A 22,480-nucleotide genomic window follows, 5' to 3' on the forward strand; every position below is an offset into this window, starting at 1 on the left:
CCGTCGCGGTGGGGCTCCCCACGACGTCACCGGGTGGATCCATGCTCCCCTCCCCACGCACCGCACCGGCCCGAATTCTCCTCGCGCTGGCCCTGCTCCTCTGCTCCACTCCGGCGCTGCTCGCGCAGCCGGCCCAGGCGGCCACGCTCTTCGTGGCACCGACCCCGGTCACCGGCTACCAGGTGGACGGCACCGTCTACACGACCCTGATCGTCGGCAACACCGTCTACGTGGGCGGGCAGTTCAAGCACGCCGTCGCCCCCGACGGGACGCTCGTGCCGCGGGCGAACCTGGCGGCGTTCAGCATGACCGACGGGTCGCTCGTGACCTCCTTCCGCGCCGACGCGTCCACCACCGTCCGCGCGCTGGCCACCGACGGCGCCGCGCTCTACGTCGGCGGCGCTTTCCGGACGTTCGCCGGCGCGACCCGCAGCTACCTGGCGAAGGTCAACCTGGTCACCGGCGCGCTCGACGACGCATTCGCGCCGGCCGCCGATGCCTCGGTGCGGGCGCTGCTCTTCTACGAGGGTGCGCTCTACGTCGGCGGCAACTTCACCTCGATCGACGGCACCGCCCGCTCCCGGTTGGCCAAGCTCGACCCGGGCACCGGGGCCGGCGTCGCCGGGTTCGCGGCGACACCGAACAGCGCGGTCTACGGGCTCGCGATGAGCCCGGCCGGCGACACCCTCTACGCGGTCGGCAACTTCGGCACCTTCGGCGGCGCCAGCCGCAACGGCATGGCCGCCGCGAACCCCGTTACCGGCGCGGTCACGCCGCTCGTCTTCGCCAACGCCGCCAAGCCGTCGTTCCAGGTCGAGGTCAACGAGGACGGCAGCAGGCTTTTCGCCGCCGGCGGCTCGGCCACGAACGCCACCGCCGCGTGGAACACCGCCACCGGCACCCGCGTCTGGCGCAACGTCACCGACGGCGACAACCAGGCGCTCGCCTACTACCGCGGGGAGGTGTACTTCGGCTTCCACGACGGCTTCCAGGGCGACACCTCGCTCAAGCTGCTCGCCGCCGATGCCAGCACCGGCGCCATCGACCCGACGTTCCGCCCCTCCTTCGACCAGTTCTGGGGCGCGTGGACCGTCGACGTCTCCGAGAAGGGGCTGATCGTCGGCGGCGACTTCACCTCCGTCGACGGCCTGCCGACGCAAGGCTTCGCCCGCTTCCCGGCCACCGCGGCCCCGCCCCCGACGCCACCGGCGACGGTCACCCTCCTCGGCCCCAACACCGCCTGGTCCTACTGGGACCAGGGCACCACGCCGACCGGCTGGAACACCCCCGGCTTCGACGCGTCCGCGTGGCCCACGGGCATCCCGCGCCTGGGCTACGGCGACACCTTCGACACCACGATCCTGGGCTACGGGCCGTCGGCGTCGAGCAAGTACCTCTCCTACTACTTCCGCGCCTCGTTCACCCTGAGCGCGATCCCCGAGGGCCTCGGCCTGCTGCTCTCCTCCGACGACGGCGCCGTGGTCTACCTCAACGGCACCGAGGTGGCCCGGGACAACATGCCGAGCGGGACCATCACCGGCGACACCCGGGCCCTGTCCGACCGCTCCGGCGGTGCCGAGACCGCGCTGGCCGGCTTCGCGCTGGACCCCGCGCTGCTGACCACCGGCACCAACACCCTGGCGATCGAGGTGCACCAGTCCTCCCGCGGCTCCTCCGACATGGGGCTGGACGTCGAGCTGGACGCGCAGAGCTCCGCGACCACGACGACCAACCAGTCCCCCACGGCTGAGTTCGCCGCGACCGTCGACGGCCTCGACGTCGCCTTCGACGGCTCGGCCTCCACCGACCCCGACGGGACCATCGCCTACTACTCATGGGACTTCGGCGACGGCACGACGGGCACGGGCGTCGCCCCGACCCACACCTACGCGACCGGCGGCACCTACGACGTCACGCTCAGCGTCCTGGACGACGACGGGGCGCTCGACACCGTGGCGCACCCGGTCACCACGGTCTCCCCCACGCAGACCGTCATCGCCAACGGCGCCGCCTGGCGCTGGAAGTACGACGCCGCGGCACTGCCCGCGGGCTGGAACACCCCCGGGTTCGACGCCACGGCCTGGAGCCTCGGCAACGCGCCACTCGGCTTCGGTGCGACGTCGGTGATCACCGGCATCGACACCTTCGCCAGCACCAGCGACCGGCCACGGGCGGCGTACTTCACCAAGGCCTTCACCGTCGCGAACCCCTCCCGGGTCAGCCAGCTGATCCTCGACACCGTCGCCAACGACGGCGTGGTCGTCTACGTCAACGGCACCGAGGTCGGCCGCGCCAACATGCCGACCGGCACGATCACCCCGAACAGCTTCGCCACCAGCGCGCCCCGGGTCGCGGCCGCCCCCGCCGTCCGGATCAACGCCGACCCCGGCCTGCTGGTCGCAGGGACCAACGTCATCTCCGCGGAGACGCACCTGAACTACCGGGGCACGCCCGATCTCACCTTCGACCTGACCGCCACGGTGCTCACGGGCAACGCGCGTCCGACGGCCGCGTTCACCTCGAGCGCCGGCCAACTGCAGGCCACCTTCGACGCCGGCGGCTCCGGCGACGCCGACGGCAGCATCGACTCCTACGCCTGGGACTTCGGCGACGGGGCCTCCGGCGCCGGCGTCACGTCCAGTCACACCTACGCCAGCCCGGGCAGCTATCCCGTCACGCTCACCGTGACCGACAACGACGGCGCGATCGCCACCGTGCAGCAGACCGTCACCGTCGCGACCGCGGACCCGACCGTGATCCCCTTCGGATCGACCTGGCGCTGGCGCTACCTGTCCACCGCTCCTCCGGTCGCGTGGACCGGGAACGGCTTCGACGACTCGACCTGGGGCTCCGGCGCCGGCCCCCTCGGCTTCGGCGACAGCACCGTCGCCACCAACCTCGACTCGTTCGCGACCACCTCGCAGCGCCCCCTGGCCATGCAGTTCCGCCGTACCTTCCAGGTCGTCGGCGCCTCGAAGGCGACGTCGCTGACGCTCACCACCTGGGCCGACGACGGCGTCGTGGTCTACGTCAACGGCACCGAGGTGGGCCGCGCGAACCTGCCGAGCGGCACCGTCTCGTCCACCACCTACGCCTCCTCCGCCCGCTCCACCACCGCGGCGCGCGGAGACCTGGTGACGATCACGGTGCCGACCAGCCTGCTGGTCGACGGCACCAACACGGTCAGCGCGGAGACCCACCTCAACTACCGGGCGACCGCCAACGCCACCTTCGACCTGCGGGCCGTGCTAGAGACGGCGCCGTAGCGGCGCGGATCCCCCGGAGCGGACCGAACCGCGCCAGTGGGCCGGGCGGGGCTCGAACCCACGGACCCAAGGATGATGAGCGATGGACCGGCGCTCTCAGCCGGTCTCACCTACGCTCAGGTGAGCGTAGAACGGGGCCGGGTCACCGGGCTCCGCTCCTCCCGGCTTCGCAGCTGTCCCCGCGGATCTGGGGGTCGGACTGGGGGACGAAGGAGTGTGGCGATGACAGAGGCGACCATCGGCGGCAGGCGCTCCAGGTTCGTCGGGAGTGCCACCGCTCCCGGCGTCGTGATCGACACCTGGGAGGACCTGGAGGTTCGGGAGAGCGATCCGCACCGGACCGGACTGGTGCTCACCTTCCAGACGGGCCACGACCTGATGGACGGCGACACCGGGGAGCCCAACCCGCACGTCCCGGACGCCCGCATCTTCGCGATGGCGTACGACGACACGCCCAGCGACGACCCCGCGGTCAGGTTTCAGGCCGCGTACCGCCAGGAGCGGGCGCGGGCGGCCGAACGACTCGGCGGGCCCGTCCAGCTCGAGCAGGTGTGGCCCTGACCGGCCGACGGGCGCCGGCCCGCGCCTTCCGCGGGTCAGCCTCGTAGGGCGGGTGGGGCTCGAACCCACGACCCAAGGATTATGAGTCCTCTGCTCTAACCGACTGAGCTACCGCCCCGCGCAACAGCGGACGGACCGTGGCCCACGCTGCGCGGGTCGAGGGTACCGGCGGATGTCCGGGCCCTCCCAACGGGCCCGCGTGGTTGTGGTCGCCCCCGGTCGAGGGCTTGAATGCTGGGAGGGCCCGCGCCCGCGGTCCGTCCGGCCCAACCCACCTGGGGAACCCATGGTCCACCGGCACGAGCACAACGACGACGCGGTGGCCCCGGCCTACGCCGGACGCTTCACCGCGCAGGAGATCCCGAAGAACCGCCTGCCCGACGCGGAGGTCACGCCGATGGCGGCGTACCGGCTGATCCACGACGAGCTGCTCCTCGACGGGAGCTCGCGGCTCAACATGGCCACCTTCGTGACCACGTGGATGGAGCCGGAGGCGCAGGTGCTGATGGCCGAGTCCTTCGACAAGAACATGATCGACAAGGACGAGTACCCCTCGACCGCGGAGATCGAGCGGCGCTGCGTCAACATCGTGGCCGACCTGTTCCACGCCCCGACCGACGGAGAGTCCAACGCGATCGGCGTCTCGACGATCGGCTCCAGCGAGGCCGTGATGCTCGGCGGGCTCGCCATGAAGTGGCGCTGGCGCCAGCGCCGCGAGGCCGCCGGGCTGCCGACCGACCGGCCGAACCTGGTGCTCGGGTCGAACGTCCAGGTGGTGTGGGAGAAGTTCTGCCGCTACTGGGACGTCGAGCCGCGCTACGTCCCTGTCGCCCACGACCGGTACGTCGTCGACCCCGACGACGTGATCGCCCGCGTGGACGAGAACACCATCGGCGTGATCCCGATCCTGGGCACCACCTACACCGGAGAGTTTGAGCCGATCGGCGAGATCCACGACCGCGTGGTCGCGTGGAACGCCGAGCACGGCGGCGACGTGCCGCTGCACATCGACGCCGCGAGCGGCGGGTTCGTGGCGCCGTTCATCCACCCGCACCTGGAGTGGGACTTCCGGCTGCCGCAGGTGAAGTCGATCAACGTCTCCGGGCACAAGTACGGACTGACCTACCCGGGCATCGGCTTCGTGGTGTGGCGGGCGGCCGAGGAGCTGCCCGAGGAGCTGATCTTCCGCGTCAACTACCTCGGCGGCGACATGCCGACCTTCACGCTCAACTTCTCCCGGCCGGGCAACCAGCTGGTCGGCCAGTACTACAACTTCGTCCGGCTGGGCCGCCACGGCTACACCCGGATCATGGAGACGCTGCGCGACATCGCCGTCGGCCTCGCCGGCGGGATCGCCGACCTCGGCCGCTTCACGGTGGTCAGCGACGGCAGCGACATCCCGGTGGTCACCTTCCGGATGGCCGACGAGACCACCCCCTACACGGTCTTCCATGTCTCCGACGAACTGCGCAAGGGCGGCTGGCAGGTGCCGGCGTACACCATGCCGGCCGACGCCACCGACGTCGCGGTGCTGCGGATCGTGGTCCGGGAGGGGTTCAGCAAGGACCTCGGCGAGCGCCTGCTCGACGCCCTGCGCGAGGCCGTCGCGGCCCTGGACGCGGCGCCCCCGGCACGTCCGGCGCCGGCCGGGTTCAGCCACACCTGAGGGCACCGCCGTGCGCTGGCGCCGGGCAGTGGGCTGGCAGCCCGCCAGCCTCGCCTGGCGGGTGGCGGCGCTGTTCCTCGCGGGCTCCTCCCTCTTCGCGCTCGGCTCCTTCCCGGCGTACGCCGGGCGGGTGGACGGCCGGGCGCTCGGCATCACCTTCGTGGTCGGCGCCGTGCTGTTCACCGCCGCGGCCGCCAGCCAGCTGGTCCAGGTCTCCGGCGGGATCCGGGTCTGGGCGCCGCAGGCGCGCGACGCGGTGTGGGCCGCGTGCTGGGTCCAGCTGGCGGGCACGCTGCTGTTCAACGTGAACACCATCGACGCGATGGTGACCACCTTCGACGTGCAACAGGTCAACCGCCTGGTGTGGGCGCCCGACTTCCTCGGCTCGATCGCGTTCCTCATCGCCAGTCACCTGGCCTGGCTGGCCGTCCGCGGGCGGCCCTGGCCGGTGCGGCGCGAGGACCCGGAGTGGTGGGCCGCCGTGCTCAACTACGTCGGCTCGGTCTTCTTCATGGCCTCCGCGATCGGCGCCTTCACCCTGGAGACCACGGGCGAGCCGGTCAACCTCGCCCTGGTCAACGGCGGAACGTTCCTCGGCGCCGTCTGCTTCTGGCTCGGCGCGTGGGCGGTGCTGCCGACACCGCGCCGGCAACCTGTGCCCTGACGCTCGGCGCGGTGTGACCTCCGTTACTCTTCGGTCACTTCGAGACGAGAGGGGGCGATGGTGCCCGCACTGCCCGACGTGGTGATGTGGTCGATCCCGGGATTCATCCTGCTGATCCTGGTGGAGGTGGTGTCGTACCGGTTCCACGGTGACGACGACGAGCTGGGCTACGAGCCCCGCGACACCAGCACCAGCCTGGCCATGGGGCTCGGCAGCATCGCGTTCGACATCATGTGGAAGATCCCGATCCTCGCGATCTACGTGCTCGTCTACGAGCTGACGCCGCTGCGGATCGAGCTGACCTGGTGGACCTTCCCGCTGCTGCTGCTCGCTCAGGACTTCTTCTACTACTGGTCCCACCGCGGTCACCACGTGATCCGGATCCTGTGGGCCTCCCACGTCGTGCACCACTCCAGCCAGCGGTTCAACCTCTCCACGGCACTGCGCCAGACCTGGACCGGCTTCAGCTCGTTCGTCTTCTACCTGCCGATGATCGCGCTGGGCGTGCACCCCGGCGTGCTGGCCTTCTGCCAGTCGATCAACCTCGTCTACCAGTTCTGGATCCACACCGAGCGCGTCGACCGGTTGCCCCGACCGTTCGAGCTCCTGCTCAACACGCCGTCCCACCACCGGGTCCACCACGCGTCCCAGGGCAGCTACCTGGACCGGAACTACGGCGGCATCCTCATCGTCTGGGACCGGCTCTTCGGCTCGTTCGCGCCCGAGGTCGAGCGCTGCCAGTACGGCCTCACCAAGAACATCGACACCTACAACCCGCTCAAGGTGGCCTTCCACGAGTACGGCGCGATCGCCCGCGACGTGCGGGCGGCCAAGGGGCTGCGGGTCCGGCTCGCGCTGCTGATCCGGCGTCCGGGGTGGAGCGCGTGATGCGCCGGCACGCGCTGACGGCGTACGCCGTGGTGGCGGTGGCCAACGTGGTCGGCAACCTGCTCGACGACCCGTGGCTGGCGCACCTGACCAAGCCGCTGCTGGTGCCGCTGCTGCTGGCGGTCCTGCTGCTGGGCGTGACCGACCGCGGCTCGCGGCTGGTCCGGGCGGCCACCGTCGCGCTGGTGTTCTGCTGGCTCGGCGACCTGGCGCTGATGGGCGGCGACGACTGGTTCCTGGTCGGACTCGGCGCGTTCCTGCTCGGCCAGGTCGGCTACTGCACCGCGTTCGCGACCACGTGGTCGCGCAACCCGATCCGCGACCGGAAGGCGGTGGCGCTCCCCTACCTCGCCTGGTGGGCACTGCTGCTGGTCGCGCTCGGCCCCGACCTCGGCGGGCTGATCGCGCCGGTCGCCGTCTACGGCGCCGTGCTGTGCACGATGGCTGCGCTCGCCCTGGGCGTGCACCGGCTGACCGCTGTCGGCGCGGTCTCGTTCGTGCTCTCCGACAGCCTGATCGCCGCGACCTCGCTGTCGGACCGGTTCGCCTTCGACGCCTCCGGCGCCGCGGTGATGGCGACGTACACGCTCGGGCAGGCGCTGATCGTGCTCGGCGTGATCGCGGCGGCCTCGACGGAGACCACCGCGAGGGCCGCGGCCGACGGGGAGCCGGCGGCCCGCTGAGGAGGTGATCAGCCGCGGTACTCCGGGTTCGGGTGGTCCGGGTCCGACAGGTCCCAGTTGCGGGTGTCGTTGCCGTAGGCGGGCACGCCGCCGGCGTCCTTAAGGCGCCGCGCGGCGTGCAGCATGTTCCAGGCCGCGAAGACCGTGTTCCGGGTCGTCCAGTGGTTGCGGGCGCCCCGACCGTCGTCGAGGTACGACGGCCCCGGGCCGGCCTCGCCGTTCCAGTAGGCGTCCACCTGCGGCGGGATCGTGAACCCGATGTGCGACAGCGCGTAGAGCATCTGCGCAGCGCAGTGCTTGCCGCCGTCCTCGTTGCCCGTGATCACCACCCCGCCGACCTTGCCGTAGTAGGACCACTGGCCGTTGGCGTTGACGTCGCCGGACCACCCGTAGAGGCGCTCGATCATCAGCCGGGTCATCGACGACTGGTCGCCGAGCCAGATCGGGGTGGCCAGCACGACGATGTCGGCCGGTTCGACCAGCGACCGGTAGAGGTCCGGGAAGTCGTCGCGCTCCCAGCCGTGCTCACGCATGTCCGGCTGGACGCCCGGCGGGATCACGTGGTCGACGGTGCGGATCTCGTCGACCCGGGCACCCACGCCCTCGAGGACGAGGCGGGTGATCGCGAGCAATCCGTCGGTGTGGCTGGTCTCCGGTGAGCGTTTGAGGGTGCCGTTGATCAGCACCACCTTGAGGTCGGTGTAGTCGACCGTGTTCGCGGCGATCTCGGCGTCGAGGAACGCCTGGACGGAGGTGGGCAGCATGACTCACCGTACGGCGGCCGGGCACCGCCGCGACACCCCCGAGGCGACGTCGTCAGCGGTAGGCGGCGTCGCGCGCGAGCGCGTCCTCGACCGTCTCGCCGGTCGGGTTGTAGGCGCAGACGTCGACCGGGTCCTCGGCCACCTTCTGCTCCGCGCCGGTCCCCTCGCTCGTCCCCTCGCCGTCGCCCGAGCCCGCGCCGGCCTTGCGCTTGCGCGGCGCCAGGGCGCTCTGGACGGTCTCGTGGATGTAGTCGAAGTCCGGGTTGGCGGAGCTGAACTCCGCCGAGGACCTGAAGACCACGGACTTCATCTTGCCGCCCTTGACCCGCAGCGCGAGGTCGGCGAACGCGGGGCCGAGCTGGCGCGGGATGTCGGTGTAGACGATCTCCTTGCCGGCCCGGACCAGGTCCAGGTAGCGCAGCAGCAGGCTGCCGGGGTCGGCGGACTCCACGAGGGCGTCGACCATGCAGCGCTGCCGGTCCATCCGCTGGTAGTCGTCGGATCCCCAGCGACCGCGGGAGTACCAGAGCGCATGGAAGCCGTCGAGGTGCTGGTCGGCCCCCGGCTCCAGGTAGTCCCACGGCGGGACACCGGCCGAGGAGTCGCCGCCGATCGCGATCGGCTGGTTGATGTTGACCGTGACGCCGCCCATCGCGTCGACGACCTGCTTGAAGCCGTCGAGGTTGACCAGGACGTAGTAGTCGACGGGGATCCCGAGGGTGCCCTCGACGGCCAGCTTGATCGCGTCGGCACCCTCGTTCGAGCTGTTGCCGAGGATCCCGGGGTGCGCCGCGGGCACGTTGCGGTAGATCGCGTTCAGCATGTAGTTGCCGTCCGCGGGGTCGCCGTTGGTGAACCCGTAGGGGTACGCGTCGGCCAGCGGGCTGCCCTCCGGGAACCGCGCCCCCGAGAGGTTGCGGGGCAGGCTGAAGGTGACGGCCTTGCCGGTCCTGGTGTCGATGCTGAGCAGGATGACGCTGTCGGTCCGCACGCCGTCCCGGCCGTCGCCGCCGTCGCCGCCGAGCAGCAGCACGCTGACCCGGTCGCGGCCCTCCCAGGGGTTCTCGTCCGGCAGGTCGGGCGCGGTGGCCGTGCCGTTGCCGTCGAAGACGGAGCTGACCAGGTCCGCGGTGGCCAGCGCGTACTGGGCCGCGCGCAGCACCGGGGCCGCGACGACCAGGCAGATCAACAGCACCGAGACGTTGCCGACAACGGTGTGCCAGCGCGGCCGTTCGCGGGGGCGCAGCAGGCGGTACGACGTCCACACCACGCCGACCCAGAGCGCCAGGAGCGTGCCGAGGACGACGGCGGCGATCTTCAGCGCGGTCGGGTCGAACGCGACGTCGATGGCTCGGTGCCAGTCACGGCCGAAGTACCAGCCGGCCAGCCCCATCACGCTCGCCCAACCGGCGAGCACGACCCACCCGGCCGCGCGACGGCCGGTGTAGAAGTAGCCGGAGCCGGGCACCACGGCACCCAGGAACGTCATGCCGAGGGTGCCGCCGAGCCCCTGCACGCGCCGCTGCCGCGGGCGCCGCGCCCGCCGACCGCCCTTGGCGCGAGCGGTCGCGGTGTCCGGGTCCAGGGCCACGACCTCGTCGGGCCGCAGCGCCCGGCGCCCACCCCTGACCTCCTGGTGCCGCATCCGACGTCGGTCGGCCCGCGACACCCGCACCGAGCGCGACGCACGTCGGGCACCGCCGGGGCGGGGACGCTCGTCGTCGGTCATCGATTCCTCAGGGCAGGGCAGGGTGGGGTGGTCCGTGCGCGGCCCCCCGCCGCACCGAGTCAACGTGGACGCGTGGTCACACCGTCGACCCGCGCCGGGTACGAGGGTACCTATCATCCGTCTCGGTTTCCGCATCCTGCGGGGGTTGCCTGCACCACCTCCCGCGCGGGCGACGACCGGTCAGCCGCGTCGGCCGACGCCGGCGCCACCCCCGCCGAGCCCGCCGCCGGCACCACCCCCGAAGCCGCCCCCGAAGCCGCTGCCGAGGCCCCCGCGACGCTGCCACGAGGAGTCGTCCGCGCTCGGCAGGTCGGCGGCGAGATCGGCGAGGACGACCTGCTGCCCCGCCTCGACCCCGTCGAGGACCTCGACGGTCGAGGTCCCGACGACGCCCGTCGTGACCTCGACCCGGGCCGCCGTACCGGCCTCGAGCACGGTGACCACGCCGTCGCTGACAGCGGAGACTGGCACGGTCACCGCGTCGGCCGCGGTGCCGATCAGCACGGAGGCGGAGACCGGCATCCCGAGCGCCGGCACCCGGTCGGCCGCATCCAGCGTCACCGCGACCGGGTACGACGCGGAGTCGCTGCCCGCGGTCGAGTCGCTGGTGGCCGGCAGGTGCTCGATCCGGGAGATCACCCCGGTCATCGGTGCCTCGGCGCCGGGCGGGGTCACGTCGACCTCCTGGCCGAGCGCGAGCCGCCGGGCCTGGGCCTCGGTCGCCGCGATCTCGACGGTGGTCAGCCCGCTGCCGACGAGCACCGCGACCTGCTGGCCGGCGGAGACGTCGGCGCCCTCCTCGACGTCGATCTCGACGACCCGGCCCCGGGCGGGCGCCGTGATCGTCGCCCCGCCCAGCGCGACCCGAGCGGCGACCAGGTCGGCACGGGCGGCATCGATCCGTGCCTGGTCACGGGCGAGGGTGGCCGCCGTGACGGTGGCGCCGCGACTCGGCGAGCCCAGCGTGGTGGTGCCGCCGGCGTCCGCGGCGTCCGAGGGGTCGGTGGAGCCCGTCGCCGCCTGGCCGCTCGCCTGGCCGCTTTCCTGGCCGCCCGCCTGGCCGCCCGTCTGGCCGCTCGTCTGGCCGCCCGGCTGGGTGTCGGGCTGGGTGTCGGGCTGAGCGTCAGCCGGCGCGCCGGCGGCGTCCTGGGCGTCCACCGCCTCGCCGAGGGTTCCGACGCCGGTCGTCAGGGTCTGCCCGAGGTCGGTGAGCGCGGCCTGGAGCGCCTCCTGCGCGATGGCCACCCGCGCCTGGGCGGACTGCACCGCGTGCAGCGCCTGGGTGCACTCGGTGCTGAGGCCGGCCGGGTCGTCGGCGTCGTCGGCGTCGCCCGCGTCGCCCGCGTCGCCCGCGCCGCCGCCGTCACCCGCGTCGCCCGCGCCGCCGCCGTCACCCGCGCCGTCGGGGTCACCGGAGTCGTCCGCGTCACCGGGGTCGACCGCGCAGGCCGCCTCCTGCGCCATCAGCGCCTCGTCCGCCGTGGTGAGCGCGCCGGTGACCGTCGAGGCCGCGTCGGTCACGGCGGTCTGCTGCGCGGCCAGCGTCGCGAGCAGCTCCTGCAGCGCCGCCGCGCCCGAGCCACCGTCACCGCCGGACTGCGCCGTACCGGCGTCGCCGTCATCCGGCGCCGCGGGGACGCTCGAGCCGCCCGGTCCACCGGTCCCGCCCGCAGCATCCGTGCCGCCACGCGACCCGGTCGACCCGGTCGACCCGGTCGGCCCGGACGCGGCGGTCGCGGCCGCGGTGACGGCGGCAACCTGCGCCTCCTGGTCCTGCTCCAGCTGGGCCCGTGCGGCCGCCAGGTCGGCGCGCGCGTCGGTGACGGCCGCGTCGAGCGCGGTCCGGTCGAGGCGCACCAGCACCTGGCCCTCGCGCACCCTCTCCCCCGTCGCGACCGCCACCTCGACCACGGTCCCCGACGCCGCGGCGCTCAGGTCCGCGCGTCCGGTGGCGGCGATGGTGCCGGTCAGCGCCAGGCGCTGCTCGACGTCGCCGCGAGTGGCCGTGGCGAGCCGGTACGACGGGGTGTCCGCGCTCACCGCGCCGTACCCGGCCCACGCGGCGCCGCCGACGGCGAGCACCGCGACGGGCGCGACCAGCCGGCGGCGTACGGCGACGCCGCGCCAACGCCTGCTCCTCGCCGTCACCGGGCGGTCCCGCCCCGGCGACCGCTGCCGCCGGAGCCGCCCGTGCAGTCACCGTCCACGGCATCGCTGACCGAGATCCGGTCGGCCGTCACGGCACCGGTCTCGTCGGTCTCCCCCGAGGCGACCACGCAGCGGCCGACCGCGAGCGCCTGGCGCGTCGCCGCGGCCTGGCGGGTGTAGGTGGTGTCGTCGGTGACGGTGACGGTCACCTCGGCGGTGCTGTCCGCGCCGGGCACGATGGCGGCCACGGTGAAGCCCCGTCCGGAGACGGCGGTGACCTGGCCCGCCGTACCGAACCCACCGCGGCCCCCACCCTGCATCGCTCCGGGCCGCTCGGTGGGCATGCCCTCCGGCAGGTCCGTGGGCAGGTCGGCCGGCATCCCGCTGGGGCGCTCACCGTCGGGGCCGCCCGGGCCACCCATGCCGCGGCCACCGCCGACCGTGCAGTCGCCGGCGTCGTCGGCGGCGGTGATGCTGACGCTCGCCGCGGCGACCGGGGCGCCGGCGGCATCGGATCCGTCCGTGCCGCCGGCGTCGTCCGCGCGCACCACCACGCAGCTGCCGACCTCGACGTCGCCGAGGACGGCGGCCACCCGGTCGGTGACGATGGCGCCGTCGCCGACGGTGACCGCGACCTGGCCGGTCTGCTGGCTCTGGACCTGGAGGACGTCACCGTCGACCGCTGCGATCAGACCCGCGGCGCCCGGCATCCGACCGACGGCCTCACCCTGCCGCCCGCCCTGTAGCCCACCCTGTCGCCCGCCCTGTCGCCCGCCCTGCTGGTCGTCGCCGGCCACCGCGCCTGCGCCGGAGGCCGCGGCGTCCTCTGAGCCGCAGCCGCCGGCCAGCGCGGCCAGCACCGCGAGGCCGGCGGTCAGCGTCGCCAGGCGGCCGGCGCGCGAGGGGCGAGGGGTGCCGGAGGTCGCGACAGGGGTGATGGACATGGGTGCTCCTTGGGCGGAAGGGAAGGGAGAGGAAGAGCGGGGGCTTCGGCGGCTGGTCGATGGGCCGCGCAGGCTCATCGCCACGCGGGTCACTCGCTGCGCAGGGCGTCGATCGGCGTCAGCCGGGCGGCACGGCTGGCCGGGTAGACGCCGAAGCCGAGGCCGAGCGCCAGCGCCGTGCCGAGCGCCGCGACGGTGGCCAGCGCCGAGAGCGAGACCGGCTGGTCGATCAGGCCGGGCAGCACCCGGGCGCCGACGACGCCGACCAGCACGCCGAGCACTCCGCCGGACAGGCCGAGCAGCGAGGCCTCGACGAGGAACTGCCGCCGGATCACCGCCGGTGCCGCGCCGAGCGCCTTGCGCAGGCCGATCTCACGGATCCGCTCGGTGACCGAGACCAGCATGATGTTCATGACCCCGATGCCGCCGACCAGCAGCGAGATCGCGGCCACGCCGGCCAGCAGCACCGTCATCGTGCGGTTCATCTCGTTGGCCGTGGCCACCAGGGACTCCTGGGTGGAGATGCTGAAGTCGGCGTCGGCGGAGCTGAGCCCGTGCCGGGTGAGCAGCACCGCCTCGACCTCCTGGTACGCCGCCGAGAGCGTGCCCTCGTCCGCGGCCGCCACGTAGATCGTGGAGACCGCGTCGTCGGCGGAGCCGGTGATCGCCTTCGCGGCTCCGATCGGCAGCACCACCAGGTCGTCCTCGGAGGTGCCGCTGGCGGAGGCACCGGAGGAGGACAGCACCCCGACCACGGTGACCGCGGAGCCCGCCACGCTGACGGTCTGCCCGATCGGGTCCGACCCGCCGAACAGCTCGCTGGCGGTGTCCGGGCCGAGCACCGCGACCGGCGCCGCGGAGGCGACCTCGGCCTCGGTGAAGAAGCGCCCGCTCCCCAGCTCCCGAGCCCGTACGGCGGTCCAGGCCGTGGTGGTGCCGACCACCGTGGACGTCCAGTTGGTCTCGCCGTTGACCAGCGACAGCATCGTCGAGGTGGTGGGCGCGACCGCGGCCACGTCGGGCGCCGCCGTACGGTCGCCGAGCGCGCTCGCGTCCGCCAGCGTCAGCGTCGAGGCGGAGCCGAAGCCGCCACGCCGGCCCGAGGAGTCGGTGCTGCTGCCGGGCGAGACGATCAGCAGGTTGGAACCGAGCGCGTCGATCTGGTCCTCGACCTGCCGCTGGGCGCCCTGCCCCAGTCCCACGGTGAGGATCACCGAGGAGATGCCGATCACGATGCCGAGCACGGTCAGCACCGAGCGCATACGGCGGGCGCGGATCGCCGCGGTCCCGGTGCGCAGGGTCTCCCACCAGCTCATCGCGAGGCCCCCGGGGAGCCGACGGGGCCGACGGAGCCGACGGGGCGTGCGGTCGGGTGGTCCTCGGTGATCAGGCCGTCACGGATCACCAGGTTGCGCGCGGCACGAGCGGCCACCTCGTGCTCGTGGGTGATCAGCACGATGGTGCGCCCCGAGGCGTGGAGCTCGTCGAGGAGCGCCAGCACGTCCCGGGTGGAGGCGGAGTCCAGGTTGCCGGTCGGCTCGTCGGCGAGCACCAGGTCCGGCTCGGTGACCAGCGCCCGCGCCACCGCGACCCGCTGCTGCTGGCCGCCGGAGAGCTCACCCGGGCGGTTCTCCACCCGGTCGCCCAGGCCGACCCGCTCGAGCGCGGCCACGGCACGCTCGCGTCGCTCGTGGCGCGGAACCCCCGCGTAGACCAGGGGCAGCTCGACGTTGCGCCAGGCGGGCATCGCGGCGAGCAGGTGGAACTGCTGGAAGACGAAGCCGATCCGGCGGTTGCGGACCCCGGCCAGCTGGGGCTCGGTCATCGCGGAGGTGTCCTCGCCGGCCAGGTGGTAGGTACCCTCGGTGGGCAGGTCGAGGCAGCCGAGCAGGTTCATCAGCGTCGACTTGCCCGAGCCCGAGGGACCGACCACGGCGACGTACTCCCCCGCGTCGATGCGCATGTCGATGCCGCGCAGCGCCTCGAACTCGATCGCGCCGGAACGATAGGTCTTGCGCACCCCGGCGATGTCGATGATCGGCGCGGCCGCGGCGCGCGCCGTCACTGGCCACCGCCCGGGAACTCGACGCCGGCGGGGAGGTCGCCGCCCGGGTCCGGCGGGGTGCCGCCGCCGGGGAAGCCGCCCCGCTGGCCGCCCTCCCCGGTGCCGCGGCGGCCACCGCCGGTGCCGCCGCCGGGTCCCGCGAAGCCCGGGACCTGGACGACGTCGCCCTCGCTCACCCCGGAGACGACCTCGGTGGTCATGCCGAGCGCCTGGCCCACCTCGATGGGGGTCCGGACCGGCTCGCCGTCGACCAGCAGGTCGACGTAGGTGCCCTGATCGTCGCTCTGCACCGCACGGGTCGCCACGGTGAGCACGTCGGGGGTCTGCTTGACGGTGATCGTGGCGTCGGCCGAGGTGCCGGCGTACAGGTCGTCGCGGGTCCCGGTGACCTCGATGGTGACCGGGAAGACGGCCGCGCCCGACGAGCTCGTCTCCGCGATGGCGCCGACCTCGGCGACCGTGCCGTAGACGACGTCGTCGACGCCGGTGACCGTGATCCGGGCCTGGAGGCCGGTGCGGACCCGCTCCACCTCGGCGGCGCCGACCGTCGCGTCGACCACGTAGCGGCCGACGGAGACCAGCGAGACGGCGCCGGTGCCGCTGGCTCCCGAGGAGCTGCTCGAGCCCATCGAGGAGCCTCCCGAGGAGCCGACGCTGTCGCCGACCCCGACCTCGACCGCCGCGACGGTGCCGCGCATCGTCGCGCACAGCACTGCGTCGGCGACGTCCGCGCGCGCCTGGGCCAGGGCGCTGCGGGCCGCGACGACCGCCGCCCGGTCGGCAGCGACCTGGGTGTCGGACGCATCGGCGGCCTGGTCCTCCTCGAGCTGGGCCTGCGCGGCGGTGAGCGAGCTGACCGCCGCGGTCCGCGCCGCGACCAGCGCCGCGTCGTCGATCGCGGCCAGCCGGTCGCCCTTGCGGACGCGGTCACCCGGCTCGACGTACACCGCGGTCACGATGCCGCCGACCTCGAAGTCCAGGTCGTCGGTGTCCGCCGCGGCGACGGTGCCGCTGGCGCTCACCGTCTCGGTCACGGTCTCCAGGGTGACGGTGGCGGTGGCGGTCGTGGTGGCCGCGGCGGTGCCGTCACGGAGCAGCAGCCAGGCGCCGGAGGTGGCCGCGAGCGCCACGGCGAGGACCAGGACCGCCACCAGTGCCCGGCGACGCCGGGGACCTCGGGGGCGGAGCGTGCGAAGCAGCGTCGATGGACTCACAGGCGCAGACACTCTCGTCGCCTGCTGTGCCCTCACTCTGGGAAACCTGTGAGGACACTGTGACTCACGGGAAGCGAGGGATGACGCCCCTCCGGGCTCAGGTCGTGGCGGGGCGCGGGCCGCGCGGCAGCGCGACGGCGATCCGGGTCTCGCCCGGCACGCTGTCCAGGGTCACCGTGCCGCCGTGCGCGCTGACGATCGCCTTCACCAGCGAGAGCCCCAGACCGGCCCCGCCCTCACGGTGCCGCGCGGCGTCGCCGCGGGTGAACCGCTCGAAGGCGGTGCCCACCAGGTCGGGCGGGAACCCCGGCCCGTCGTCGCGCACCTCGAAGCCGTGCGGCGAGACGCCGACGGTGACCGTCGTCCCCGCGGGCGTGTACTTGCGCGCGTTGGTCAGCAGGTTGGTCAGCACCTGGTGCAGGCGCAGCTGGTCGCCGACGATCTCGACCGGACCTCCCTCCGGCAGCTCGACCCGCCAGTGGTGGTCGGGGGCGAGCACCCGGGCGTCGGTGACGGCCTCGACGGCCAGTCGGGTCAGGTCGACCGGCTCGCGCAGCAGCGGCCGGCCGGCGTCGAGCCGGGCCAGCAGCAGCAGGTCCTCCACGAGTGCCGTCATCCGCGCCGACTCCTCCTCGACCTTGGCCAGCGCGGTCCGCGTGGTCTCCGGGTCCTCGCGGCGCCGCGCCAGCTCGGTGTAGCCGGCGATCGTGGTCAGCGGGGTGCGCAGCTCGTGGGAGGCGTCCGCGACGAACTGGCGCACCTGCTGCTCGCTGCGGTGCCGCGCCTCCAGGGAGGACTCCACGTGGTCGAGCAGCACGTTCAGGGCCGCCCCGACCTGACCTGTCTCGGTGCGCGGATCGGTCAGGCGCTCGGGAACCCGCTCCGAGATGTCGATCGCGCCCGAGGCCAGCGGCAGCTCGGCGACGGCGTGGGCGGTGCGGGCGACCTCGTTGAGCGGCCGCAGCTGCCGCCGTACGACGACGGTGCCGGCGGTGCCCGCGACCAGCACGCCGAGCAGCGCCAGCGCCGCCTCCCAGCGGACCAGTGACGTCACGGCGGCGTCGACGTCGGTGAGCGGCAGCCCGACGACGAGGTCGCAGCCGTCGGCGACGGTCTCGGCGTGGATCCGGTAGCTGCCGTGCCCGTCGACCTGCACCTCGCGGGCGCCGTCGTCGACGGCCTCGGCGACCGACGCCAGCGCCTCGGCGCTGAGCGGGTCGTCGGTCGGACCGGAGCCGCTGTCGACCAGGACGAACCCGCTCTGGCTGCACTCCCCCACCAGCGCGGCCAGGGTGCCGACCCGCTGGCCGCGGAAGTCCATGGCGCGGCCGGCACCGGTGCGCGGATCACGGAACCCCGGTCCCGGCCCGGTGGCGCGGGTCAGCGCGTCGACCACCTCGGTGTCGAGCCGCCCGGTGAGGTAGTCGCGCATCGCCACGGTGGTGGCGGCCGCGACGAGCGCCGAGACGACCGCGACCAGCGCCACCGCGGTGATCACCAGGCGGGTGGTCAGGGTCCGCGGGACCAGTCGCTGCCAGCGGGAGTGGCCGCTCACGCCGGCGGCTTCAGGACGTAGCCCGCCCCGCGCATGGTGTGGATCATCGGCTCACGACCGGCGTCGATCTTCTTGCGCAGGTAGGAGATGTACAGCTCGACCACGTTGGCCTGCCCCCCGAAGTCGTAGTTCCAGACGCGGTCGAGGATCTGGGCCTTGCTGAGCACCCGCCGCGGGTTGCGCATCAGGAAGCGCAGCAGCTCGAACTCGGTGGCGGTCAGCGTGATCTCCTCGCCATCGCGGAAGACCTCGTGGCTGTCCTCGTCGAGCGTCAGGTCACCGACCACCAGGGTCGAGGACGCCCGCTCCGCGGCCACCCCGGCCCGCCTCACCAGGGCCCGCAACCGGGCCACGACCTCCTCCAGCGAGAACGGCTTGGTCACGTAGTCGTCGCCGCCGGCGGTCAGGCCCGCCACCCGGTCCTCGACCGCGTCGCGGGCGGTGAGGAACAGCACCGGGACGCTCGGCATCGTGGCCCGCACCCGGCGCATCACCTCGAGGCCGTCGAAGTCGGGCAGCATCAGGTCCAGCACGATCACGTCCGGGTCGAGGCTCCTGGCGCCCGCGACCGCCTGCGAGCCCGTCTGCGCCGTCTCGACGGTCCACCCCTCGTAGCGCAGCGCCATGGCGAGCAGCTCGGCGATGTTGAGCTCGTCGTCGACGACGAGGGCACGCAGCGGCGTGCCGTCCTGCCGGGCGTCGTTCATGTGCTCACTCTCTCTGCACCGGCTGTGGGCTTCCTGTGCGCTCACCTGTGTGTTCCCTGTGAGCCATCCTCCACGATCGGCTCACGGACGGTCCACAGGTTCGTCCCAGGATCGCCACAGCGCCGGATCGCACCATGGCCGCATGACCGAGAAGAGTTCCGGCCGGCCGTCGCAGCCCGGCCAGCCCGCACAGGACGTCCCCGACGAGGCACTCACCCAGCCCGTGCAGCCCGCATCCGCGCAGCGCCCCGCCCCCGCACCCCCGGAGGCGCCCGAGGCGGCCACGCCGGCGGGCACGCCGGCGGGCACTCCGGCGAGCGCTCCGGCGGGCGCGGCGGAGGCCGCAGGCCCGGCGGCCGCGGAGGCGGCGGGCCCGGAGGCGGCGGCTCCGATGCACGCCCCCGGCGCCCCGAGCGGCGACGCAGCGCCCGTGCCGCCGGTCGCCGCAGCCGCTGGGTACGCCGGCCCGCCCCCGCCGCCCGCGGCGCCGGCGCCGCCGCGCCTGCGCGACCGTGTCTTCCGGCTCCGGTCGCTGGTCGGGGTCGGCGTGGCCGGCGTGATCCTCGGTGCGGGCGGCGGCGCGGCGGTGACCTACGCGGTCGCCGACGACGACGGCCGCCCCGAGCGCGGCGTCGGCGGCCCGGCCTTCGGCGACCGCGGCCCCGGAGGCCCCGGAGGCCAGCGCGGTGACCGCGACTTCGGCCAGGGCCTCGACCGTGACCGTCAGTGGCGGGGCCAGGGTCTGGGCGAGGGGCAGGCGCCCCCGGCGCAGCCGGACCAGGACGGGGTGGACGGCTCCGACAGCCCCTCGGACTGAGTGCTCTCGGGGTCGTCCGCGCCGAACGAGGCGGGCGGCTCCACCGGCTCCTGCGCGGCGCCGACGTCACCGTGAAACGGCGAGATCCCGCCCGACTGACCGTCGTGGCGGGATCTCGTACCCGGCTCCCCCGGTTGGACTCGAACCAACAACCCTGCGATTAACAGTCGCATGCTCTGCCAGTTGAGCTACGGGGGATCAGCGGCGATTCCTCATCGCCGCGGCCCGCAAACAGTAACAACTGAGGCGTCCAGGGAAGAAATCGGGGCCCCTCACCGGCCCCGTCGCCCCACCGACCCGGTCCGGCTACTCGCCGAGGTCCGAGCGCGCCTGCGCCAGCGCCGCCTCCACCCGCTCCCGGACCAGCGGGTCGCCGGGCTCCACGCCCTCGTCGTACTCGACGAACCAGGCGACCGCGGCGCGCGAGGACGGCGCACGGCGCGCGATCACCCGCGCGCCGCGCTGGCCCCGCACCGCGACGTGCCGCTGCAGCACGATGCTGGCGCTGACCCGCTCCCGGACCAGCTGGAGCAGCAGGGCCGGCGCCTCGAGCCGGCGCACGTGGACGGGCTGGGGCTCGCCCCACTGCCCCACCTCGCGGACCCGCAGCAGCCCGGAGTCGTCGTCCCACTCGGCGGCGGCGACCTCCTCCCACGGCAGCCGGTCCGGCAGGTAGAGCGCGTGCCGCGACCCCGCGACCACCCCGCCCGCGGAGGGCGCCCAGGCGAGGATCCGCTCGCCGCGCGCGGCCGGCAGCACCGGTCGCCGGCGCGCCCGCCACGCCCTCACCGCCACGTCCTCACTGCGACCCGACGATGCGGTCGCGCAGCAGCCGCCGGTGCTGCTCCAGCGCGGCGAGGTCGGCGAAGAGCTGCTGGTACTCCCCCGCCTGCTCCACCGGGTTGGTCCGCTGCAGCTTCGACTTCACGTCCTCGATCCGCCGCTGGGTGCTCAGCTCCAGGAGGCGGAAGACGTGCCCGGCGACGTAGCCGGCGTCGATCTCCTTGGCCGATCGGATCGGCTCGACGGCGAGCTCGGTCACCATCGACGCCACCGCCGGTTCGGTCGCGGCGGCGTGCAGCGTGGCCGCCCAGGCGGCGTCGCCGCTGCCGGCAGCCGGTCCGCCGGCCGCGGCGACCGCGGCCCACACGCCGGCGTACGTCGGGTGGGTGAAGTCGTCGGGGTGGATCTCGGCGGTGGTCCGCCCGATCGCCATCGGGTGCTGCAGCACCAGCTTGAGCGTCTCCCGCTCGATCCCGAAGCGCGGGTCCCGCGCATCCGGTACGACGGCCCGCGGCTGCTCCGCCGCCCTGGCCGCCCCGGCCGCCTCGCCCCGGGGCGCCTCGCCGGCGCCGCCCGGCTGGCGGCCGCCCGTCCGATCACCGACCCGCTGGGCCGGTCGCTCTCCCGGCCGTCCACCCGGGCGCCCGCCGCCGTCGCCCTGCCGGTCGACGCGCCCCGCGGCCCGGCGCACCTCGGCCCGGGCCTCGTCGGGGTCGGCGCCGATCATCCCGGCGAGCTCGCGGGCGAAGGCGTCGACCTTGGACCGGTCGCGGACGCTGGCCACCAGGCGTGCGCCCTCACGCAGCGCGTCGACCCGACCGTCGGCCCGGTCGAGGTCGAACCGCTTGATCACGCTCTCCAGCGCGAACCGGTAGAGCGGTCGGCGCCCGGCGATCAGCTCGCGCACCGCCTCCTCCCCGGCGTTGATGCGCAGCTCGCAGGGGTCCTGGCCGGCGGGCGCGACGGCGATGTAGGTCTGGGAGACGAAGCGCTGGTCGCCCTGGAACGCCTTGAGCGCGGCCTTCTGGCCGGCGGCGTCGCCGTCGAAGGTGAAGATCACCTCGCCCCGGGTGCCCTCGTGGTCGTCGAGGAAGCGGCGCAGCAGGCGCGCGTGGTCGTCGCCGAACGCCGTGCCGCAGGTGGCCACCGCGGTGCCGACGCCGGAGAGGTGGCAGGCCATCACGTCGGTGTAGCCCTCCACGATCACCGCCTGGGCGGAGCGCGCCATCTCCCGGCGGGCGAGGTCGATCCCGTAGAGCACCTGGCTCTTCTTGTAGATCGGCGTCTCGGGGGTGTTGAGGTACTTGGCCTCGATCTTGTCGTCGTCGTGGATGCGGCGCGCGCCGAAGCCGATGGTGTCCGAGGCGCTGTCCCGGATCGGCCACACCAGGCGACCGCGGAACCGGTCGTAGTGGGAGCGCCCCATCGCGACCAGTCCGGCGGCGATCACCTCCTCGGAGGTGAACTTGCGATCGCGCAGGTGGCGCCAGAGCGCCTCCCCCTCGCGCGGCGCGTAGCCGACCCCGAACCGGGCGGCGGCCGCCTGGTCGAAGCCGCGCTCGTCCAGGAAGCGTCGTGCCTCGATCGCCTCCGGTCCGCGCAGCTGGTCGGCGTAGAACTCCTGGGCGATCGCGTGCGCCTCGACCAGGCGACGCCGCTGCGGGCCGCGCGGGCGGTCGTCGGGGCCGCCCTCCTCGCGGCGCAGCTGCACGCCGACCTTGTCGGCGAGGCGCTCCACCGCCTCGGCGAAGGTCAGCCCGTCTATCTTCATGAGGAAGGTGATGACGTCGCCGCCCTCCCCGCACCCGAAGCAGTGGAAGAAGCCGCGGCTCGGCGTGACGTGGAACGACGGCGACTTCTCGTCGTGGAAGGGGCACAGCCCCTTCTGCGACCCACCGCCGGCGTTCCGGAGCGTGACGTAGGACGACACCACGTCGTCGATCCGGGCCTTCTCCCGGACCGTCGCGATGTCCTCGTCACGAATCCGGCCAGCCATGCGGCGATCCTACTGAGCACCCCCTGCCCG

General features: G+C 73.9%; 18 protein-coding genes and 2 tRNA genes. 7 read left to right on the forward strand and 13 right to left on the reverse strand.

All coding sequences use genetic code 11. The features are described from left to right. Positions 1-41: 41 nt before the first annotated feature. On the forward strand, positions 42-3,266 hold the full coding sequence (locus tag E8D34_RS13895) for a PKD domain-containing protein (RefSeq protein ID WP_136595254.1): 3,225 nt from the start codon (positions 42-44) through the stop codon (positions 3,264-3,266). Between the two features lie 222 nt (positions 3,267-3,488). Next, positions 3,489-3,827, forward strand: coding sequence for a hypothetical protein (locus tag E8D34_RS13900; RefSeq protein ID WP_136595255.1), 339 nt, complete (start codon positions 3,489-3,491; stop codon positions 3,825-3,827). A gap of 44 nt (positions 3,828-3,871) precedes the next feature. On the opposite strand, the gene E8D34_RS13905 is transcribed toward E8D34_RS13900, so the two are convergent. Further along, positions 3,872-3,945 (reverse strand) — tRNA-Ile (locus E8D34_RS13905). A gap of 168 nt (positions 3,946-4,113) precedes the next feature. On the opposite strand from E8D34_RS13905, the gene E8D34_RS13910 reads away from it, so the two are divergent. Genes E8D34_RS13910 through E8D34_RS13925 form a run of 4 tightly spaced genes read left to right on the forward strand, consistent with a single transcriptional unit; the run spans position 4,114 to position 7,728 of the window. Next, a complete protein-coding gene (locus E8D34_RS13910; RefSeq protein ID WP_136595256.1) occupies positions 4,114-5,493 on the forward strand; it encodes a glutamate decarboxylase in 1,380 nt (459 codons plus the stop codon). 10 nt (positions 5,494-5,503) lie between these two features. Further along, on the forward strand, positions 5,504-6,157 hold the full coding sequence (locus tag E8D34_RS13915; protein ID WP_136595257.1) for a YrhK family protein: 654 nt from the start codon (positions 5,504-5,506) through the stop codon (positions 6,155-6,157). Positions 6,158-6,214: 57 nt separating this feature from the next. Further along, positions 6,215-7,045, forward strand: a complete 831-nt coding sequence (locus tag E8D34_RS13920) for a sterol desaturase family protein (protein WP_136595258.1) — start codon at positions 6,215-6,217, stop codon at positions 7,043-7,045. Continuing rightward, positions 7,045-7,728, forward strand: coding sequence for a lysoplasmalogenase (locus E8D34_RS13925; RefSeq protein WP_136595259.1), 684 nt, complete (start codon positions 7,045-7,047; stop codon positions 7,726-7,728). The genes E8D34_RS13920 and E8D34_RS13925 overlap by 1 nt, the downstream gene beginning before the upstream one ends. A gap of 8 nt (positions 7,729-7,736) precedes the next feature. Here E8D34_RS13925 and E8D34_RS13930 read toward each other — a convergent pair whose 3' ends face one another. From E8D34_RS13930 to E8D34_RS13970, 9 genes are all read right to left on the reverse strand, one after another. Then, the gene (locus tag E8D34_RS13930; RefSeq protein ID WP_136595260.1) at positions 7,737-8,492 is read right to left on the reverse strand and encodes a flavodoxin family protein; all 756 of its coding nucleotides are present in this window, start codon (positions 8,490-8,492) and stop codon (positions 7,737-7,739) included. Positions 8,493-8,544: 52 nt separating this feature from the next. Continuing rightward, a complete protein-coding gene (locus E8D34_RS13935; protein WP_136595261.1) occupies positions 8,545-10,221 on the reverse strand; it encodes an LCP family protein in 1,677 nt (558 codons plus the stop codon). Positions 10,222-10,401: 180 nt separating this feature from the next. Further along, positions 10,402-12,369, reverse strand: a complete 1,968-nt coding sequence (locus E8D34_RS13940) for a biotin/lipoyl-binding protein (RefSeq protein WP_136595262.1) — start codon at positions 12,367-12,369, stop codon at positions 10,402-10,404. Further along, positions 12,366-13,313: a DUF5666 domain-containing protein gene (locus E8D34_RS13945; protein WP_136595263.1), complete on the reverse strand. Its 948-nt coding sequence runs from the start codon at positions 13,311-13,313 to the stop codon at positions 12,366-12,368. The genes E8D34_RS13940 and E8D34_RS13945 overlap by 4 nt, the downstream gene beginning before the upstream one ends. Positions 13,314-13,402: 89 nt before the next feature. Continuing rightward, positions 13,403-14,629: an ABC transporter permease gene (locus tag E8D34_RS13950; RefSeq protein WP_136595264.1), complete on the reverse strand. Its 1,227-nt coding sequence runs from the start codon at positions 14,627-14,629 to the stop codon at positions 13,403-13,405. Further along, positions 14,626-15,378 (reverse strand): ABC transporter ATP-binding protein, encoded by a 753-nt coding sequence (locus tag E8D34_RS13955; protein ID WP_276606601.1) that lies wholly within the window; start codon positions 15,376-15,378, stop codon positions 14,626-14,628. The genes E8D34_RS13950 and E8D34_RS13955 overlap by 4 nt, the downstream gene beginning before the upstream one ends. Continuing rightward, positions 15,375-16,529 (reverse strand): biotin/lipoyl-binding protein, encoded by a 1,155-nt coding sequence (locus E8D34_RS13960; protein WP_240771352.1) that lies wholly within the window; start codon positions 16,527-16,529, stop codon positions 15,375-15,377. The genes E8D34_RS13955 and E8D34_RS13960 overlap by 4 nt, the downstream gene beginning before the upstream one ends. 160 nt (positions 16,530-16,689) lie before the next feature. Continuing rightward, the gene (locus E8D34_RS13965; protein WP_240771353.1) at positions 16,690-18,147 is read right to left on the reverse strand and encodes a HAMP domain-containing sensor histidine kinase; all 1,458 of its coding nucleotides are present in this window, start codon (positions 18,145-18,147) and stop codon (positions 16,690-16,692) included. Then, complete coding sequence (locus E8D34_RS13970) at positions 18,144-18,854, reverse strand: response regulator transcription factor (RefSeq protein WP_136595265.1); 711 nt, start codon at positions 18,852-18,854, stop codon at positions 18,144-18,146. Before E8D34_RS13970 ends, E8D34_RS13965 begins: the two co-directional genes overlap by 4 nt. 142 nt (positions 18,855-18,996) lie before the next feature. On the opposite strand from E8D34_RS13970, the gene E8D34_RS13975 reads away from it, so the two are divergent. Further along, positions 18,997-19,671 (forward strand): hypothetical protein, encoded by a 675-nt coding sequence (locus tag E8D34_RS13975; RefSeq protein WP_136595266.1) that lies wholly within the window; start codon positions 18,997-18,999, stop codon positions 19,669-19,671. A gap of 125 nt (positions 19,672-19,796) precedes the next feature. On the opposite strand, the gene E8D34_RS13980 is transcribed toward E8D34_RS13975, so the two are convergent. The 3 genes from E8D34_RS13980 to dnaG all read right to left on the reverse strand — a co-directional run bounded on the left by E8D34_RS13980 (position 19,797) and on the right by dnaG (position 22,450). Next, positions 19,797-19,869 (reverse strand) — tRNA-Asn (locus tag E8D34_RS13980). Between the two features lie 108 nt (positions 19,870-19,977). Beyond that, on the reverse strand, positions 19,978-20,460 hold the full coding sequence (locus tag E8D34_RS13985) for a hypothetical protein (protein ID WP_136595267.1): 483 nt from the start codon (positions 20,458-20,460) through the stop codon (positions 19,978-19,980). Positions 20,461-20,470: 10 nt separating this feature from the next. Then, positions 20,471-22,450, reverse strand: a complete 1,980-nt coding sequence (dnaG, locus tag E8D34_RS13990; RefSeq protein ID WP_136595268.1) for a DNA primase — start codon at positions 22,448-22,450, stop codon at positions 20,471-20,473. Between the last annotated feature and the right edge of the window lie 30 nt (positions 22,451-22,480).

The organism is Nocardioides sp. GY 10113 (genome assembly GCF_004919105.1).
Taxonomy (GTDB): Bacteria; Actinomycetota; Actinomycetes; order Propionibacteriales; family Nocardioidaceae; genus Nocardioides.